The 17,213-nt window shown below is 60.5% G+C and carries 16 protein-coding genes; 5 read left to right on the top strand and 11 right to left on the bottom strand.

From position 1 onward, the window contains the following. Position 1 precedes the first annotated feature (1 nt). From HNP47_RS15910 to HNP47_RS15900, 3 genes are all read right to left on the bottom strand, one after another. Positions 2 to 616 (bottom strand): hypothetical protein, encoded by a 615-nt coding sequence (locus HNP47_RS15910; RefSeq protein ID WP_184280339.1) that lies wholly within the window; start codon positions 614 to 616, stop codon positions 2 to 4. Between the two features lie 131 nt (positions 617 to 747). After that, a complete protein-coding gene (locus HNP47_RS15905) occupies positions 748 to 3,804 on the bottom strand; it encodes a BPTD_3080 family restriction endonuclease (protein WP_184280338.1) in 3,057 nt (1,018 codons plus the stop codon). Between the two features lie 142 nt (positions 3,805 to 3,946). Continuing rightward, positions 3,947 to 4,408: a hypothetical protein gene (locus tag HNP47_RS15900; protein ID WP_184280337.1), complete on the bottom strand. Its 462-nt coding sequence runs from the start codon at positions 4,406 to 4,408 to the stop codon at positions 3,947 to 3,949. A gap of 70 nt (positions 4,409 to 4,478) precedes the next feature. Between HNP47_RS15900 and HNP47_RS15895 the strand changes: the two genes are divergently transcribed. Continuing rightward, on the top strand, positions 4,479 to 5,363 hold the full coding sequence (locus tag HNP47_RS15895; protein ID WP_184280336.1) for a J domain-containing protein: 885 nt from the start codon (positions 4,479 to 4,481) through the stop codon (positions 5,361 to 5,363). 83 nt (positions 5,364 to 5,446) lie between these two features. Here HNP47_RS15895 and HNP47_RS15890 read toward each other — a convergent pair whose 3' ends face one another. The 4 genes from HNP47_RS15890 to HNP47_RS15875 all read right to left on the bottom strand — a co-directional run bounded on the left by HNP47_RS15890 (position 5,447) and on the right by HNP47_RS15875 (position 9,138). After that, entirely contained in the window at positions 5,447 to 6,442 is a 996-nt protein-coding gene (locus HNP47_RS15890; RefSeq protein ID WP_184280335.1) for a hypothetical protein, read from the bottom strand. After that, complete coding sequence (locus HNP47_RS15885) at positions 6,435 to 6,809, bottom strand: hypothetical protein (RefSeq protein ID WP_184280334.1); 375 nt, start codon at positions 6,807 to 6,809, stop codon at positions 6,435 to 6,437. The genes HNP47_RS15890 and HNP47_RS15885 overlap by 8 nt, the downstream gene beginning before the upstream one ends. A gap of 671 nt (positions 6,810 to 7,480) precedes the next feature. Then, positions 7,481 to 7,753: a hypothetical protein gene (locus HNP47_RS15880; protein ID WP_184280333.1), complete on the bottom strand. Its 273-nt coding sequence runs from the start codon at positions 7,751 to 7,753 to the stop codon at positions 7,481 to 7,483. Further along, positions 7,753 to 9,138, bottom strand: coding sequence for a hypothetical protein (locus tag HNP47_RS15875; RefSeq protein WP_184280332.1), 1,386 nt, complete (start codon positions 9,136 to 9,138; stop codon positions 7,753 to 7,755). The genes HNP47_RS15880 and HNP47_RS15875 overlap by 1 nt, the downstream gene beginning before the upstream one ends. A 612-nt stretch (positions 9,139 to 9,750) precedes the next feature. Here HNP47_RS15875 and HNP47_RS15870 point away from each other — a divergent pair. From HNP47_RS15870 to HNP47_RS15855, 4 genes are all read left to right on the top strand, one after another. Further along, on the top strand, positions 9,751 to 9,963 hold the full coding sequence (locus HNP47_RS15870) for a hypothetical protein (RefSeq protein ID WP_184280331.1): 213 nt from the start codon (positions 9,751 to 9,753) through the stop codon (positions 9,961 to 9,963). Between the two features lie 198 nt (positions 9,964 to 10,161). After that, positions 10,162 to 10,743, top strand: coding sequence for a recombinase family protein (locus HNP47_RS15865; protein ID WP_184280330.1), 582 nt, complete (start codon positions 10,162 to 10,164; stop codon positions 10,741 to 10,743). A 414-nt stretch (positions 10,744 to 11,157) separates the two neighbouring features. Then, positions 11,158 to 11,532, top strand: coding sequence for a LexA family transcriptional regulator (locus tag HNP47_RS15860; protein ID WP_184280329.1), 375 nt, complete (start codon positions 11,158 to 11,160; stop codon positions 11,530 to 11,532). Positions 11,533 to 11,534: 2 nt separating this feature from the next. Continuing rightward, positions 11,535 to 12,776, top strand: a complete 1,242-nt coding sequence (locus HNP47_RS15855; protein ID WP_184280328.1) for a Y-family DNA polymerase — start codon at positions 11,535 to 11,537, stop codon at positions 12,774 to 12,776. Between the two features lie 3 nt (positions 12,777 to 12,779). On the opposite strand, the gene HNP47_RS15850 is transcribed toward HNP47_RS15855, so the two are convergent. The 4 genes from HNP47_RS15850 to HNP47_RS15835 all read right to left on the bottom strand — a co-directional run bounded on the left by HNP47_RS15850 (position 12,780) and on the right by HNP47_RS15835 (position 17,183). Then, positions 12,780 to 13,418 (bottom strand): hypothetical protein, encoded by a 639-nt coding sequence (locus tag HNP47_RS15850; protein WP_184280327.1) that lies wholly within the window; start codon positions 13,416 to 13,418, stop codon positions 12,780 to 12,782. A 143-nt stretch (positions 13,419 to 13,561) separates the two neighbouring features. Beyond that, on the bottom strand, positions 13,562 to 13,819 hold the full coding sequence (locus HNP47_RS15845; protein ID WP_112863345.1) for a hypothetical protein: 258 nt from the start codon (positions 13,817 to 13,819) through the stop codon (positions 13,562 to 13,564). Positions 13,820 to 13,830: 11 nt separating this feature from the next. Next, a complete protein-coding gene (locus tag HNP47_RS15840) occupies positions 13,831 to 14,214 on the bottom strand; it encodes a helix-turn-helix domain-containing protein (RefSeq protein WP_184280326.1) in 384 nt (127 codons plus the stop codon). Positions 14,215 to 14,270: 56 nt separating this feature from the next. Continuing rightward, positions 14,271 to 17,183 carry a hypothetical protein gene (locus tag HNP47_RS15835; RefSeq protein WP_184280325.1) on the bottom strand — a complete coding sequence of 971 codons (2,913 nt, stop codon included), beginning with the start codon at positions 17,181 to 17,183 and terminating at the stop codon, positions 14,271 to 14,273. Positions 17,184 to 17,213: the final 30 nt, after the last annotated feature.

Below are 17,213 nucleotides of genomic sequence, written 5' to 3'. Positions count from 1 at the left end.
GTCAGGACTTCTTACGCTTGGTGGTCATCGGGGGCAGGACGTCGTTGCCGATCTCGTCCTGTAGCTGGGTCGCGAGATGATTCAGGGCGTCGCGAAACTCGGGTGGAAGAAGGCCCAGAAAGGCGCGGCTTTCCTCGATCTCATGCATCCCTGAACCGCGCGCACCGCGCGCCATCAACAAGGAGTCGATTATGCGGGCGGCGGGAAGGCCGGGGAGGCTTGAACCCGCGATGAGCGGCTCGATCCGCGTGACCACCCCGTTAAAATCGCCGTCGCCCAGCGCCTCATAAAAGGCTTCGAACTGACGGCGGCGGCTCCAGTGAGCGGGGATTCCCATCCCTCTGGCGGCGAAGCGGTCGAACAAGGTCCAGCGCTCTGGTTTCAGGAACCAGATGAACTTGCTGACGCCTGAGACCTGTAGCTTGTCTGTCCAGCCCGCCTGCTGCGCCGCCTCCGCGATCTGCATGCAAACCTCGGCGCGGATGCGAATACCTGAAGGCCAATCGACCACGGCGCCCCGGAGCAGGTCGATCATTCCGCTCGCGGATACATCCTCACCTTCCTGCTGCCCCTCGGGCTGGAGCAATCCGCGATTGACGTTGTAGCGAACCGCCACCCGCCGCAGCAGCGTCTCGGTGAAGCCCCTCTCGGCTTTGACCGCGCCAAGGAAAGGACCGTCTACGGCGAGCCACCAGCGCGCATAGGCGAGCGTGGCCCAATAGACTTGGTTGTCAGCCCACGCTCCGCTCATGCCGGTTCCCCGACCAGCGTCGCGGCTCGAACATCATCGACCAGCTTCTTGAACGCAGCTTCCATCTCATAGACGGCGGCGTATTCGACAAACGCCCAGCGACCGAACTTGCCGAGGTTGTTCACACCCGGCACCCAGTAGGCGTTCATGGTGTTGGCTTTCGCTATCGCGTCCTCGCCCCGATAGCCCTTGGTCTCGACGATCAGGTTCAGCGGATCGGGGCGGCCGTCGTCGATCTGGACGATGAAGTCCGGGCGGTATTTCTTTGGCTCGCTGCCCATCAGATAGGGCACTTCAAGGCCGAGGTTGTGGTTCTTCACATAGGCCCGGACGTGCGGCGTCGATTCCGCGATCCGGCAGAACTCGGCCTCCCAGTCGCTGTCGCAGACCGCCCAGTTGATGTGGCAATAGCGCGGGTCCGTCTTCCAACGGTCGGCCTTGGACGTGTTGAAGTTCACGAAGGCCGTGGAGCCGGTCGGGTTGTAGGCGTCGAGGATTGCCTTCACCGGGCGATGGCCTGCCAGCGTCTCGACGATGGCCGCCTTGATCCGCTCGGCCGCCATGTCGGCAATTTCCTGATAGGCCAGTTGCGCTGGGAAGGTGCCGCCCGAGCAGCGCAGATAGCCGCCATCTAGCCATTGCCGAGTGATCCGCTTCAGTTGGCCGAACAGGGCCAGCTTCGGCTCTTCGCCGGGGTCGCGGAACTTAGTGTAGAGCAGGTGCTTGGCGAGGTGGAATAGCAGGCTGGACGACCGCATGTCATCCAGATGGTCCAGCGTCAGTTCGGCGCCTTCGCCGATAATGCCTTGGTTGCTGGTCTTGGACGGGCCAACCAGATCGGGCGTCAGATCGAGGTATGAGTTCGGGCCGAAGTTCGCCTCCAGCCGCGTGTCGGGCAGTTCGACGCGATAGCCCTCGACGCGCGGGAAGACGATCTCCAGCTTGTCGCGCTCGGGGCGCACCGCATGGACGCGCACCGTCTCGCGTGGCTTCGCGGGCGGGGCGATGACGGGCTTGGCGGCGAAGTCGAACGGGATGCCGAGGATGTCAGCGTATTCGACGTTAAACAGGCCATCTTCGTTCAGTTCGTAGGACTGGCGGCGCAGACCACGGCCGACGACCTGTTCACACAGAAGCTGGGTGCCAAAGGCACGGACGCCGAGGATGTGGGTGACGGTGTTGGCGTCCCAGCCCTCGGTCAACATCGACACCGAGACGACGCAGCGAACCTGCTCGCCCAGACGGCCCTTCTTGCCGACCGTGTTCATGACCTCGCGCAGCAAGGTGGCGTCGTCGATGTTTTCGCCTGCACGGATGTCGCCGGTGCGCTGGACCTCTGCCTGACGGAATTGCTCGATCTCGTCCGCCGCCATGGCGCGGAAGTCCTTGTCGAGCGCCTCGCCCGACTCCAACTGCTCGCTGTCGATCAGGATGGTGTTCGGGCGCGCGAACCGGTTGCCGTAGTCATCGTAGTTTCGGAAGAGGTCGAGGCGGCCATTGTTCAGCGTCTGCGAACCGTCGTCGCCCTCTCGGAAGAAGCCCGAAATGTATTTGTAGACCAGTTCCGACGTGGCGGTGTTGTTGCACACCACGATGAACACAGGCGGGACGCCGATGCCCTCGGCCTCCCAGAGTTCGAATGTCTTTTTGTAGTGGCCGTAGAGGGCGTCCAGAGCCGACAAAAGCTCGGACGGAAGATTGAGCGGGTCGAGCACCTTTCCGGCCCCGCGTCCCTTCTTCGGCATTTCCTTGCCGATATGTTCCCAAAGGTTTCGGAACTTTGGCGTGTCGCCACCGGGCACGTTATCAGCGACCGGCACGCGGGGCAGTTTCACGATCCCGCACTCGATGGCGTCCATCAGCGAGAAGTCGCTCATGGTCCACGGGAACAGGGTGCCTTCGATGTAGCCAGAGCCGCGCAGGAAGAAGGGGGTAGCCGACAGATCGTAGACCATCGACAGGCCCAGCTTCTTCTTCACGGTCTCCAACCCGGTGATCCACATCCGGGCGGCTTCGTTGTCGGCCTTGGCGGCATCCTTATCGTCGCCGCTGAGGTCTGCTTCGGTTTCGCCGAGCGCATCCTGAACGCGGGCGCGATAGCAGTGGTGAGCTTCGTCGTTCAGAACGACGATGTTCTTCATCCCCATCAGATCGGGCATGACCCGCTGGAGCATCTGCCCTTCGGTTTCCAGCGTCTCCAACTTCTCCTTGCGCCAGCCTTCCAGCGCCGTGCGGGTGCCCGCCGCCACCTTGGCTCGCTCGCGCAGTTTGAAGGCGTGGTAGTTGGTGATGACGATCTTGGCGCGGTCGATGTCCGCCAGCATGTCAGGTGGGACGATCTCGCGGGTCCGATAGTAGCTCTCTTGATCGTTCGGGAGCAGCACCCGCAGTCGGTCGCGGATGGTTATACCCGGTGCCACGATCAGGAAGCCGCGCGAGAACATCTTGCTGTTGGGGTGGCGGACGGCGTTGACGGTATGCCATGCGATCAGCATCGACATGACGGTCGTCTTTCCGGCCCCGGTGGCGAGCTTCAGCGCCATACGGATCAACGCCGGATTGGCCTGAGCGTTGGCGCCCTTGATGTGGTCCCAGAACTTCGATCCACGCGCACCGAGTTTCGGCGCGACTTCCGTCAGCCAGATGACGGTTTCGACCGCTTCGACCTGACAGAAGAAGGGGCGGACGCCCTGAAACTTGTGGTGGCGCCAGTGCTTCAGGAGCCGCTCTGTTTCAGGCGTGACCAGCCAGTCCTTCGGGTTAACCAGATTGCGCCACGCATCGACGTGCTGCCGAACCTCATTGATGATCGGGGTCGGATTGTATTCCTGATCGGCCGAGGAGAGGTCGTCGCCCGCGTCGAAGGCCATCTCCGTCTGCGTCGCCTTTTTCTTCCGCTTCTTCGGCTTCGGAACCGGCGTGATCAGGTCGGAGTGGCGCCGAGCTTCGGCAATGTTCCCGGTCGGCTGGCCCTCTGGGTCAAGCTCCCAGTGCAGCGCTGGCCGCTCGTAGGGCGAGTTGAGGATAGGACGTTGAAAGAACTGATCGGCCAATCCCGATTCCCCCGAAGCGATGACCATTCGGTCTTATCACCAGCGGGCAAACAGCGTGACACAAATCCCCCGCCTGAGCTGATACAGCTTCGCTAATTGCAGAGCCGTGCGTCAAGAACGGTCGTGCGACTTCCGCGAGAAATCACCCCCACTCAAGTTCACCGGTGAATCGGCGGTAGCTCTTCGAGCCGTCGCCACCGCCTGCCTCGTCGATGCGAGGAATGCCGATCTGGTCGCACTTCGCCTCCACCTCCGAGAACAGGGCCAGCGGGACAGGGCGATTTCGCTCAATGTGGACCTCGCGCAGCAGCCAGCCGGTGCGAAGGGTCATAGGTCGGAATTCCACGAGGCATTCGCCGCGAAACTCGGCAATGGCGATCTTTCCGGCGGCGATGTCAGCAATACGGTGGGCGAGGCAGTTCCGGTATTTTCTTCCAGCTTCCAGCATGTCGCGCATCGAGGCGAGCGGCCGGAGTTCGTTGTCGTCTTTGAGCACGGGGCGATGCGGCAACCGGTCGGCACGGCGCAGAAGCCGGTCGAGAGGTCGAGGCAGCAAAGAGGTCTGTCCGATGCGGGCGATAGTGATCCATCCATCTCCCATCATTTGAACTCTGGCGCATCAAGGTAGCTGAAACCGCACCCGCCGGTTATGAGCGGATATCGTCGGAGGGGCCGTGACTGATTTCTATGAACTGCTAGGCGTGTCACCGACCGCTGAGGACATCGTGATTCAGGCCGCCTACAAGGCCATGATCCGTCAATACCATCCGGATAGAAACGCACAGCCTGAAGCTGAGGCTCGCGCAAAGTCGATAAACGAAGCCTATGAAGTGCTCCGCGATCCGGAGCGGCGAAGCCGATATGACGCTCAGCGGAACGGTCAAGAGACATCCGCTTCGGTTCGACCTGCTCAACATTCTAAGCCAAATACGCGGTCTAACCCTCATCAGGTGAGTAAGGCAAAGACGACGCAACCTTCGAAGGGAGCGCAGAGTGTAATACTGAAGCGTCCGAGGCCGGTTCTAAAGATCGCTGCTGTATTTGGGGTAATCTTGTTTGCCGCTGGGGTTAGCGGCCTCTTGAATCCCAGCAAATATGAAAACCTGAAAACCCAACCTCTGACTGGTGCAATAGCTACACCCCAAGTTTCAGGAACACCATTGCTGGGCGACGCCCCTAATAGATATCGTCCATACGCGCCACAGACACCTCAGCAGTTTGAATGGGCCATGATCAATGGATACCGCGACGCCATATCCGTCCTGACCAGCGATCCTGCGTTCGGGACTCTTCTTGCGAGCCAGCGCAGCAAAGAATGTCGGAATGAAGCCGACCAAAGTCTAGACCTGTCGGATGTCGATTACTGCGTCGCCTTCGACCTCACATCTCTGATGTATACCTCGCGCTACCACCCAAGCGTTGATCCTGACCCTTATTTCGTAGCCAGATCAGGATCTTATGCGAACGACTACATTTACTATCAGGCATTTGATACAAGTCGCATAGATACGATCCGTCAACACATCAATGCGCTTCTCAACGTCAGATCAAGCGGCTGATTAAGTCTTGATACAACGGCCCGCAGCGTCGCCACCATCGGTTCGATTTGGTCCATCGTCGATATTGACTGGTCGTATTCGCCTTAGCCCCACTCCAACTCACCCGTGAAGCGTCGGTAGTTCTTCCAGCCATCACCATTTCGACCGCCCGCGTCGTCGATGCGTGGAATGCCTAGGGCATCGCACTTCACCTCCACCTCCGAAAACAGGGCCAGCGGCACGGGGCGGTTTCGCTCGATGTGGACCTCGCGCAGGAGCCAGCCCTTTCGCAGAGACATCGGACGAAATTCCACAAGGCACTCGCCGCGAAACTCGCCAATCGCCATCCTCCCTGCGGCAACGTCAGCCAGACGGTGAGAGAGGCAGTTCCGATATTTCCGGCCAGCTTCCAGCAGGTCGCGCATCGAGGCGAGCGGCCGAAGTTCGTTGTCGCCTTCGGGCACAGGGTGAGGGGGCAACCGGTCGGCACGGCGTAGCAGCCGGTCGAGAAGTCGGGGCAGCGAGGAGGTCGGTCCCATGCGGGCGATAGCTTCCGCTATCACCTCGTCAGATGCTTTCGAGTTCACCGACTGAATAAAGGTGACCGCCCTGTTGAACGTCATGGCCTCGGCGCCGGTGTCGATGCGGTCTAGTGTGTGGGCATGGCGCCATCGCGGATCGAGAGCGAGCAACACCTCCAGCTTCCGGCAGGTGATCCGCCCGGAGCCGCGCAGAGCGTCGGCGCCGCGCACATCGTCGTCCACGAGCAAATCATGCAGGGCGATGTAATCCTTCGAGCGCGGGAGCGGTCGCTCGCCGACCTGCGCCAGCAATCCCGGCAGGCCATCGGGCACGGCGCCGAACGCACGCCGTAAGATGTCGCTGGCTCGGCCGTGACGAACGACCTCCGCAAACGACCTCTCAAACAGGTCGTCGGCGCCTTCGAAAACACCGACCTTTTCTTCCCGCGCGGCGAGAGCGGCGAAGATCGCCTGCTTGCGCGGAGCGGCCGCCGTCAGCACTCGGGCCAGCACGCCGGGCACCTCGTCATCCAGTTGCACCAGCGCGTTCGTTGACCAGCCCAACAGCCCCTCACGCATGGACGCGCTCCCACGGAAAGCGCCCTTGTCCTTGCTGATTGGGAGCAACCTGAAACGCAACCCAGCGCCATTTCCGCCGCTCGGCGGGCGTGGTCTGATGGTCGAACAGGATGCGTGGCGGATCACCGGTAAGGTCTTCGAGAATCGCACGAACCGCGACCCGTTCAGGCATCACGACAGGCGCGGTCGGCCAATCGCCAACTTCCGCCGGGGGATCGACGAACAACCATTCGGTCGTCGAGAGCCATTGATGACGTCCTGCTACCTTGTTGAGGAAAGCTTCCAGTTCGATGCCATCAATCTCGCCCTCATCGTCGAGAACGACGCGGACGGCGAGACATCGCAACGGTTGTTCGACTGGCGTCACGCGACCTCCATTTTCTGTGGAGGTTTCAGTGTCTCATGGAAGTCGAATCCGGCAACCAAATCACCGATGATGAGCAGTGGCCCAGCCGGTCGTTAGGCTGTCATTTGCCAGACCGTGGCCATGCTCACCGCATGAAAAGAGTGCCCAAAGCTGTGAACTACCGCCGCTGGCCGAAACGGAGGGCGAGAGCACCGGCCAAGCGCCTGACGGCGAAGTTCATCGCGACGGTCGTGGGTGCGGCCGTGGCTGCATTCACCGGGACGATGTGGTGGCCCCGGTCTGGAGAATTAACATCCGCCGACGCCGCCACGTCCGCCTACGACTTCGCATGTGACGTCGCCTATGTGAACGACGGCGACACTCTCCGCTGCCGCGACGGCACGCGCGTTCGTTAACACGCCATAGCCGCCAGAGAAACAGACGACTCCTGTTCGCCGGGACACCCGTGCCCGACAGCTTCGGCCGCAACGAGCAACGCCGCCCTGACACGGCTGGCCGGAGACAGGATCACCTGCCTACGCACGGGGCAAAGCTACGAACGGGTGACCGCGATCTGCCGAAACACATCAGGCGTCGAGATCAACTGCGCCATGGTGGAAAGCGGAGCGGCCGTGTTGTGGGAAAGGTTCAACCGGCAGAGACCGATCTGCCGATCTTGAAAGTCCTGATCTTCAGTGGTGCGGGTCGGGCGGCTCATTGGCCAGCCCAAATGCCCCGCCGAGCAAACTTCCGGCCGAAACGTCGATGGTCATCCCAAGTCGCCGCCGCTGCTCCGCGTAGTGGAGGCGAGCAACTCTTGCTTCTTCCAACACGCCGGTCATCTGGTGGGCCATGTCCTCGATCTGATCCACCAACATCTCGATGCACTTCTCCTGCACGTCGATGCGCCTTTGGGCATCGTCCAGCGCTGCGGCCAACATCCCGTTGATCTCGTCCTGAGTCATCACGCTGCTGCCTTTCGTGCACGGTAATCAGCCGCACGTTGAGCGGCACTCTTTGGCGGCTTCAGCGGATCAGGCTTCGGGCCGGGTTTGGCCTTCGTGCGGGTCAGCCCGAGGTCGATGAACTCCAACGATGTGCGAAACGGGAACCCGGCCGCCTTGAAGTAGTCGGCGAGGAAGGTCGCCTGTTCCTTGTCATAGACAGTCACCGTCACCGGGCGCACATCGTCGGGCATGCGGAGCGAGGACCGGAACACGATCTGGATCAGGTCTTCAAACTCACGATCTCGCCGCACGGCCTCGTGGTCGAGCAGCCCGCAGGTCATGGCGGCGAACACCTTGTTCTCCGCATCGCTGGCCTTGGCGCTGTAGAGGACCGAGCATTCGGTCAACAGCCGATATTTGTTGGACCCGGCGATCTTCGGGGAGACCTGCTCGCCCGGCAGCTTCAGGTCACCTCGCTTCTTGTTCGCCGCCCAATAGTGCTGCCCGGCGGTGACGTTCGTTCGAACCCAAGCGCACCATGCCTGAACGGCTCGTTGGCCAGCCTCGGACTTCTCGAAGAATGTCGAACCCGCACGATGATCCTCCGCGACGTATCTGATCGTCAGATCACGACCCTGCCAGACAGTGTTCTGACCGAGGGAAATCGGCTTCCAGATCACGCCGGGATGAAGCGTCGTGCAGAGCCGATAGGTGATGAGGCTGGTAAAGCTGTTAGCGAGGATGACAGCCCGGTCGTAGACGGCCAACTCGGTGACATCCCAGATGCTGAAGTAGGTCAGCCTTTGGCGGTGCTGGAGTTCTTCCCAAGCTTCCAAATTGATCACGGCTCCCCCCCGCTGAACCCGGTTGTGCAGCGCTGCGACGGGGCGAGTGAGGTCGTCGGCAGCAAGCGCACGGGAGGAAGGTGCGTCGGCCTTCGGAAGGAGTTTGGAGTAGCCTTTGGCGAAAGGCTCCAGATTGTAGGTTGCTTCCCAGAACGGAGTGGACGCACCAAGATCGAACGATCCCGATGTCCAGACCTTGGGGTCTTCGTCGATGATGATCGTCCAACCCCGACCCTCGACGGCCGAGTGATCCACCCTCTTGACCGCCTCGTGGGTCATGATCAGGACGACGTGCTCTTCGTCGCTGCAACGCTCAATCATCAGCGGGAAGTCGCGGGAAACGACGTTGCCAGCCTCGCTGGACAGCGAGCAAACCCTCACCGAAGCACCCGACTGGATGGCATTGTTGATGATAAGGCTCTGACGGACGGCGAACTCTTCTGTCCGATCCACTGCGTAGATGTAGCGTCCGGGCGTGCGGCCGATGCGTTCGACGGCCCATTTGGTCTTCCCAGCACCGCAAGCTGCGCTGCTGTAGTAAATAGTCTGCGTGTTCATTGTATCGTTGATTGTGGTCGCAGCCCCTATGCGTGCGACATAATCAGTATTTACCACGCAGATAATCGTGCCGACTATAAACTTCGTGACTGTAGTTTCTAAACCATCCCGTCACGAGCGCATCCCGTCACGTCATTCATCTAATAGTATTTAGAGGATTGGTGTGACGCGCTGGGGCGTTGTTTGATCCTCGGCTGCCGAGACATTGCGCCGCGCTACACGCGACGGCTCCACGCCTTCGATCACGGCCTCCCGGCGAGCCGCTCGGCCTATCGAGAGCCGTGTAGCTACGTCGTGAACTGGATGGGGTCGAGGAATCCGGCTCCTCCCCCAATCAAAGCGAATGCATTGCAACAAAGAGATCGGCCTCTTCCGCCGATCTCGAAGTTGCTGGCGACGCGATGGGCGTCGGCCCCAAATGCCTTCTTCAAGTCGGTGCAGTCGATTGGCGTGGGTCCAGATCAGTTCGTATCTCGTCGGCTCGAAAGCCCAGCCCTTTTCACGGTCGCGAAGCGGCCGGAGGGTGCGCCCGTGACGGTCCTGAAGTCTCCCAGCTTGACAGCCGGGAAAGACCGGTGTTCTCCTTTCCGCATGGGAAGGCTGCTGGATAAATTGATCCGAGGCTCCACGGCTTACGATGTGGAGGCCGAGAACGACGGCTTCTCTCTGGTCGGCAAGCCCGGCCGTCTAAACGAGTTCAGCGATCTCGTGCGGGAAGCCGTAGACCACTCGGGCGAGGACTTCGTGGTCTTCCCGACGAGCGACGGTCACCAAGGTTACAGCCGGATGTTCGTGGTGCCGCTGGACGGTCAAGCCGATCCTTGAACGACCCGGCAGTCACCGACCACTCGCCCCAGACTTCCTTTAAAAAAGCAGTCCGAAAAGGTATACTTCTAGGAGATGACGAGGAGGGGCACCGGAAGTCTCGCGTTAATCATCAGATATGGATGACAGACTCTCCGAATACCGTATCCTGAAATCTATCTCCGACAACGCGGGGTTTTCAGGGGTTTTCGGAAACGGATGCTGATCGGATATTCGAGGTGCTCGGCTCGCGGACAGAACCACGAGTCACAGATCGACGCGCTGGAGCGAGCAGGGTGCGAACGCATCTTCATCGAGACCGCTTCCGGCACGCGATCTGATCGGCCGCAGCTTACCGAACTTCTCGACTTCGCCCGACCCGGAGACACAGTGGTCGTCCTACGTTTGGATCGGCTTGCCCGAGATGTTCGGCAAATCCTCGACCTCGTAGATCAGTTCACCCGCCGGGATATCGGCCTGAAGTCGTTGAGCGAGGCCATCGACAGCACGACGCCGAGCGGTCGGCTGGCGGTCCATACGTTGGCGGCGCTCGGCCAGTATGAAGTCGAACAGAAGCGACTAGCCTGTGAGGCGGGCCGACGAGCGGCCATCGCGCGCGGTCGCATGGGCGGTCGTCCCAAGGCGATGGACGAAACCAAGCTCAAGATCGCGAAGGCGCTGATGGCCGATGACCAGCTTTCGATGTCCGAGATCGCCCGACAGGTCGGGGTGGCGCCCAGCACGCTTTATCGGACGTTGCCGGGCGGTCGGGGCATGCTGCTGGAATCGTCGCAGGTCTAGCCGCGTGTCTTCTTCGTGAGAGCGGCCAAGAATTGGTCAGCGGTCCCGTAAGTGGTCAGCGGTCCAAAATAGGCTTCGGGTCCACCATTACGCTCGACCATCGCGGCGTAGTTTTCCGCCCATGTCGCGTCGGCTTCTGCCTCCCTCGCTTCTCGCCGTGCCCTGACCTTCTCTCGTATGGCTTCGAACTCTGCCCGATCCATAGTCCCCTCCTTGCTTATCGGACCCTTTAATCGACATCGGTTGATGACGAGTTTCCTCGGCGGGAAGGTCGCTGGTGTTTCCGTCGAACCGATCTGAAAATGCATTCAGAGGATGTCGCCACGGCTGACCACCACATCATCCACGTTCCGCCCACAGCAGGGCGATCAATCTCACTTCCCAGCCGGTTAAATGTTCTCCATACGTTCTCATATGGGAGTAGCCGCTTACAAGGGCGATGACACGACGGGCTTCCAAAGCCCGGCGCAGGATCACATCGAAGGCGTGCCCGATCTCGCTGACCTTTTGGAGCTTCGGCGCCCGCAGCGATACGCCGTAAGAGTGAAGGGCGAAGGGCTGCGAAAGCGCGGCATCCACGGAGGCGACATCCTCGTGGTCAACACCGACGCGGAACCACGGTCAGGCAAAGTTTGTGTTGCCTTCTTGCACGGTGATGTCGTGCTGGCGGTCCTGACAGAGAAGGACGGCCAATGGTGGTTGGAGCCTTCCAACCAATCAGCCCAGCCCGTGTCCGATGACACGGAAGTCTGGGCGATGATCGCAGCGCTGGTCCGCACGGAAGTCTGACGATGTTCGGACTGATCGACGGCAACAACTTCTATGTGTCGTGTGAGCGCGCTTTCGACCCGACCCTGATCGGCAAGCCTGTGATCGTGCTGTCGAACAACGACGGCTGCGCCATAGCCCGTTCGGCCGAGGCGAAGGCGCTCGGCGTCAAGATGGGCGAGGTCTGGCACCTGTCGAAGCGCAAGCCGGAGTTCCGAGGCGTCGTCGCCAAATCGTCGAACTACGCGCTCTACGGCGACATGAGCCGCCGGGTGTTTGAGGTGCTGTCGGAGAGTTTCCAGCGCGTCGAACCCTACAGCATCGACGAAATGTTTCTGGACCTGACGCAGTTCGCGCGAGTGGACTACTGCCGCCGGGTTCGGGATCGGGTGCGCCAGATCACCAAGATTCCGACGTGCATCGGGATAGGGCCGACGAAGACGCTGGCGAAGCTGGCGAACAAACACGCCAAGGGCGGGCCGACTGGCGTCTCTGACTTCAGCGACATTGACGCCCGTCGTAAGGCGTTCGCACAAATGCCGATCAGCGAGATATGGGGCGTCGGCGGGGCCAGTCAGACCAAGCTCAACAATCAGGGCATCTTCACCGTCGAGCAGTTCGCGGCGTTGCCGAGCGCGTCCGTCAGGAAGCTCATGACCGTCACAGGCCAGCGAACCCATGCCGAACTGAATGGGGTGTCCTGCATGCCGCTGACCCTCGCTCCAGATCAGAAGCAAACCGTCGCCGTCACGCGGATGTTTGGACGGCTGGTCGAGACTTGGGAGGACATGCGCGAGGCACTGGCGGCTCACGCTTCACGCGCTGCGGAGAAGTGTCGAAAGCATGGACTGGCGGCGACGGCGATGCAGGTGTTCTTTCACACCAACCCTCACGCCAAAGACCCGTTCTTCAACGCCCAGCGCTCGTTCGACATTGAGGCGACGAACGACAGCTTCTCGCTGATCCGTCAGGCCGTGCGGGCGGGGCAGTCGATGTGGAAGCCGGGCTTGAGCTACGCCAAGTGCGGGGTGATCCTGCTGGACCTTCACGCGGTTGCGGATGCGCCACGCGATCTTCTGCCCACTGTCGATCCTATCAAGTCCGAGAAGCTGATGACGGCGCTGGACGCGGTGAACGGGAGGTTCGGTCGGGGAACGCTGCGGCCCGGAGGGATACGTCCGATGACGCCTTGGTCAACGCGGGCGAACAATCGGTCGCCCAGATACACGACGCGGATCAGCGACCTGATGGAGGTTCAGGCATAACTGTCAGTCGCCGGTGTTCTCCCAATAAAAGCGTGACCGACGATTGTCGTAGAACAACGACTCTACATGTCCGCACCCGAAGCATGACCCGACGTGGAGGGCCTCGCCTTCTTGGCGTAGCCAGATCAAGCCTTTCCAGTCTTCCCACTCGTTGAAGTAGACAATTTTAGGCGTCGGCGATCTGTCGGTGATAAGCAGGAAAGCCCCTTGCTGCCCATGGCAAGTCTCGTAATTGCCAACAACGGCATCGAGCATTTCGGCCCCTGTAAAAGGTCCCGATACGGCAAAGTTGGCGCTCTCGGAGTCGGCCATAGACCGGTCAATTTCAATCTGAACTTCCCGAAGATTGGAAGTGAATGACCTCGGGGTTAGCACATCAGCGAAACACCATTCGGATGACGCGGCGCCGGGCCGATGCTGGTTGATAGAGGCCAGTGAGACACCAGACACGCTAGTCCCCATCGGGCGGATGACGATGAATCGCAGCCACCACGCCTCGTTCTTTGAAATGCCTACCCCGTCGCCAGATAGACTTGTGGCAAACACGAAGGGATCGTGCGGACCCGGAGTCTGTGACTTTGCGGATATCGGCGCACTGGCCAAGCCAAAAACTGCTGCGATGACCGCAATGCTTCGCGACATAAGCCCTCCCTAGTCCATTATGTGTGGACCAATGACACACAAAGAAAAAGCCTCGGATTGCTACAAAGCTTTCGCCCCCGCTGTGTTTGTGTGTCGCATCGACGCCACTGCAAATCTGACCGACCTAACCCGGCGGCGCGGGATTAATTCAGCCTCATGACTTCGGCTGACACATATAGCCGCTCCGGGCCGACCTTCGGGAAAATAGCGAAGCCTCGGTCCTCAATCTCGTAGAGGTGGGCCACGAGCGTATCGAACTCAACTTCACATTCCGGTCGGGGCTGGATCAGGATCGCTCCTGACAAATGCACGACGATGTGGATGTCGCTACCGGCGGCAAGGTCGTCGTAGGAAATGATTGCTTCGCAATGTGTTCGTGGAGCCGACATCGCGTCAGACATTGGAAGCCCTACTACTGCCGCTTCGTGAATTCGCGGATCAGCGAAGTGACCGCATCGCGTTCGGGCTGATGCAGCTTTGCCCACAACTTGAGGATGGCGCGTTCCGAAGCTGATCGGCCGCTGGGATCAGGGTCGTCATAAAGGTCGGCGACATGACACCCGAGAGCGTCCGCGATCCTGATCATGGCAGCCGCCGACACGCGGTTGGCGCCGCGCTCATACTTCTGAACCTGCTGGAAGGTGACGCCTATTGCACGACCCAGATCAGCCTGAGTAAGGCCAGCTTTTTCACGGCGAGAACGGACGGCGTGCCCGATTTGTAGATCAAGTTCTGAGGCAACGCTCACGGGCATATTCGCGTATAGCGCGACAGTTCCGCTGATCCAATCCGCCATTTGCGTCAACGACCGTAGCCAAAGTTGCAGAGGCTTCACCACGTCATCGCCCGATGTCAGGCGGCGAGGTCGGTCAGCGCAGTCCTAATCCGCTGGAGTTGACGGTTTCCGCCGGTCAGGAGCGGATGCAGAACCTTCTGGCCGCGTTTTCGAGCATTCTTCCGCGACTGCGCCGCCGTCGCGTCAACGAGATCGTAGCGCAGGTGACTGAACAAGGGGACGAGGCTGTCGAACAGACGTCGGTTGATCAGCAGCGTGTGGCTGGGTTTCGGCCCGGTGTGAGTCGCGCGGAAGCCGAGGTTGCGCCCCGCAGACTGGTTGATATCGTCGATGTGCTTGAGGCGGGCGAGGTCACCTCGGCCGGTCCACGCATTGAGGGCCTGATAGCGCGCATATTCATCCGGGGTCATCAGCGTCATCGTTTGAATGATGTCCTTGCCGATGAGTTCGTTCGAACCTTTTGCAGCAATATGCGAGCGCGCGTTTTCAAGCGCTTCGAGCTTGTTTCCAATCGCGAAAAGCTCTCGTCCGGCTTCTTCAGTTTCCTTCGCCCAATCAGCGACGTGCTCGGCGGTCGTTGATGACTTCAAGGATCGCATAGGGTGCGTTTCCACCCGATCTTTCTCGATGAGGGGAGTGTCGAGCGTGGTGATGTCCCACAGACCGGCGCGTTCGGCCAAGGCGACAGGCACTGCCTCCGTCGTGAGGATGAGGGTTTTGTGGGCGGCGATATTCGCCCAGTTGCGGGCGCGGAGGCACCAGTGACGCTCTTCCGCCTGATCGTAAATATTCCCGAAGCCGTTTGAGCGCGGACCATACTCACCGGCCGGATGCGCCGCGATGACGTCCCAATCCGTCTCCCTCACCTCGGCGATGCGGCATGCATCTTCGAAGGGCACAAACTGTGAGTGTGGAAGCTGCCCCATAAGTCGCTCATGGTCACGGAACTTGTCAGCCTTCGTCGTCTTGGATGTCCAGCCAGCGGCATTGGTCAATGCGCTGATCGCCGCGACCGTTTCGGCAGGGTGCAAATCGACGATGCTCTTGGCGTCGATCTCGTCGTGGATCAGAAAACCCAAGCGGCTCTCTTCCATCAGCCCCGCCCGAAGCGAGGCGCGTTGTGACGGATTGTTCCAGAACGTCGGCGACAGCAGCAATCGGCTGTCAGGACCGCTGCCCCACGATTGGGCCACCGGATGAACGGTGAAGAAGATGGGGTGGCGGCCCTCGTGGGCGCCATGCAGAGCCGCATAGCGTTTCCGAATTCGTTCCATGATCCTCGGCTGGAGTTTGCCAATAGCGTCGAAACGAGATGAGAAACCCGACCGCGCGGCTTCTGTATGACTGATGTAGCCCGTCCCACGGCCACCGAACTCCTCTTCGTAGATTCTGGAGAACGAAGGCAGCGCGACCGCAGCGAACTGGTCTTTGTCAGCCGCCCTGATTGCGTCCTCAAAGGCTTGAGCCTTCTCTTCCGCACCTTCGTAGGTCGGTGACGCGAACATGATCCACGACGGCAAACCATGGCCAGACAGAAGCCGGTGATAGCGAGGCAGATTCGCGAGCAAGGTGCCCGACTTGCTGATGCCCTCTGGAGCACACAGCAGATCGACGCCCGGTCGAGTAATCTTGCTGGTGATGAGGTCGTAGATCACATCGCCGAGCGCGCCGGTAGCAGCGGACCTACTCGTGGCGGCATCTGCGAACTGCTGTTCAACCGGCGCCCGCACCCGACCGCCGGGGCCAAGTTGACGCTGCCGGTGCTCTTCGGACCAGAGTTCCATCATCTCGCCGAGTGGGCGCGGAAGTCGAGGCATCAGAGTGCCTCCGTCATCCTCCACATTGGTCAGGCCATCGGGATTGGCGCCTTGCACCAACACGGTCGCGAAGTCGGATCGCATCATCGACGTCGGGTTCTTGTCGCCGGGCGAGTTGAAGAACTGCGCCCGCAGATCGCCATGTGAACGGTCGAAGCCCGCGAACTTCGGCCAAGCCTCAACGCCATTGAAGATCGCTTCGAGTTTGGCGGCGCAGTATGCCTCTTCGCCCGGCTGGATCGTGGTCTGAACTTGTGCGCCACCTGCCCGAGGCGCCTTGCAGGATGTTGAGGCCACCATCGAGAAGTCGGCGGGAACGAGAAGCGTCTGGCTACCGCCTCGGCTTCGTTGGAGCGTCAGATGTTCCCACATCACGACCTGCATCAGGACATCTCCGACCGGCACGCCGAAGAAGTGGTCTTCCTTGTCGTTGAGCCGCATGCCGTTGGGGAGACGCCGATACATTTCCGGGTTCCGAAGGTTCTCATCCGGTCGTTCGGTTGATGGAACCATGAGATCGAGGGAGTTGACGAACTCGTCTCGAAGACGGTCCCACGCTTTCTGGAAACCAAGCCGCGCGCTTGACGGTTCTGGCACCGCCCCAGCGATCAAGGACGTCTCGACGACGAAGTGGTAGTGGAAGCTCTTGTTGCCTGAATAGGTGACATTCAGGCCCGCGAAGTCGGCGTATTTCGCTCGCAGATGCCGAACGAATTTGCCGATGGGGCTGTCGGTCGGCTTCTTCTCGAACCGGAACCACGAAAGCTGCTGCTTGAAGAACTGGAGGCTCGTCGAGTCGAACTCGATGGTGATGATGTGGTGGGGGGCGATCTCCACGCGGTCTGACGGATGGCGGAAGTCGTCATCCCACGGAAAGGCCATCCGCAAGGCGTTCGTGAAGAGGCATTGATGTGCCCATTGTGCTCGACCGTCTTCCAGTTCGACCCGCTGGAAGTGATTTCTGCCTCTGACGCCCTTTCGGTTTGCGACGGCCATGTAGCGACGGTTCGCAGGATCGAATGATTGGCGTTGGATGATGTCGGTCAGGAGAAGCGATGGGCCTCGCATCTCCGCTCGGCGGAACTGGTTGATCTCGCGCGCGGACAATTTGGGGGCGTAATACTGCGCCCACACTGGTTCATAGATGTTCATCTTAAGGTCGTGTCAGGTCAGGATTGTAGT

This window comes from Brevundimonas vesicularis (assembly GCF_014204545.1).
Taxonomy (GTDB): Bacteria; Pseudomonadota; Alphaproteobacteria; order Caulobacterales; family Caulobacteraceae; genus Brevundimonas; species Brevundimonas vesicularis_B.
The sequence above is the reverse complement of the archived record's forward strand: the minus strand, read 5'-3'. Positions and strand labels throughout refer to the sequence as shown.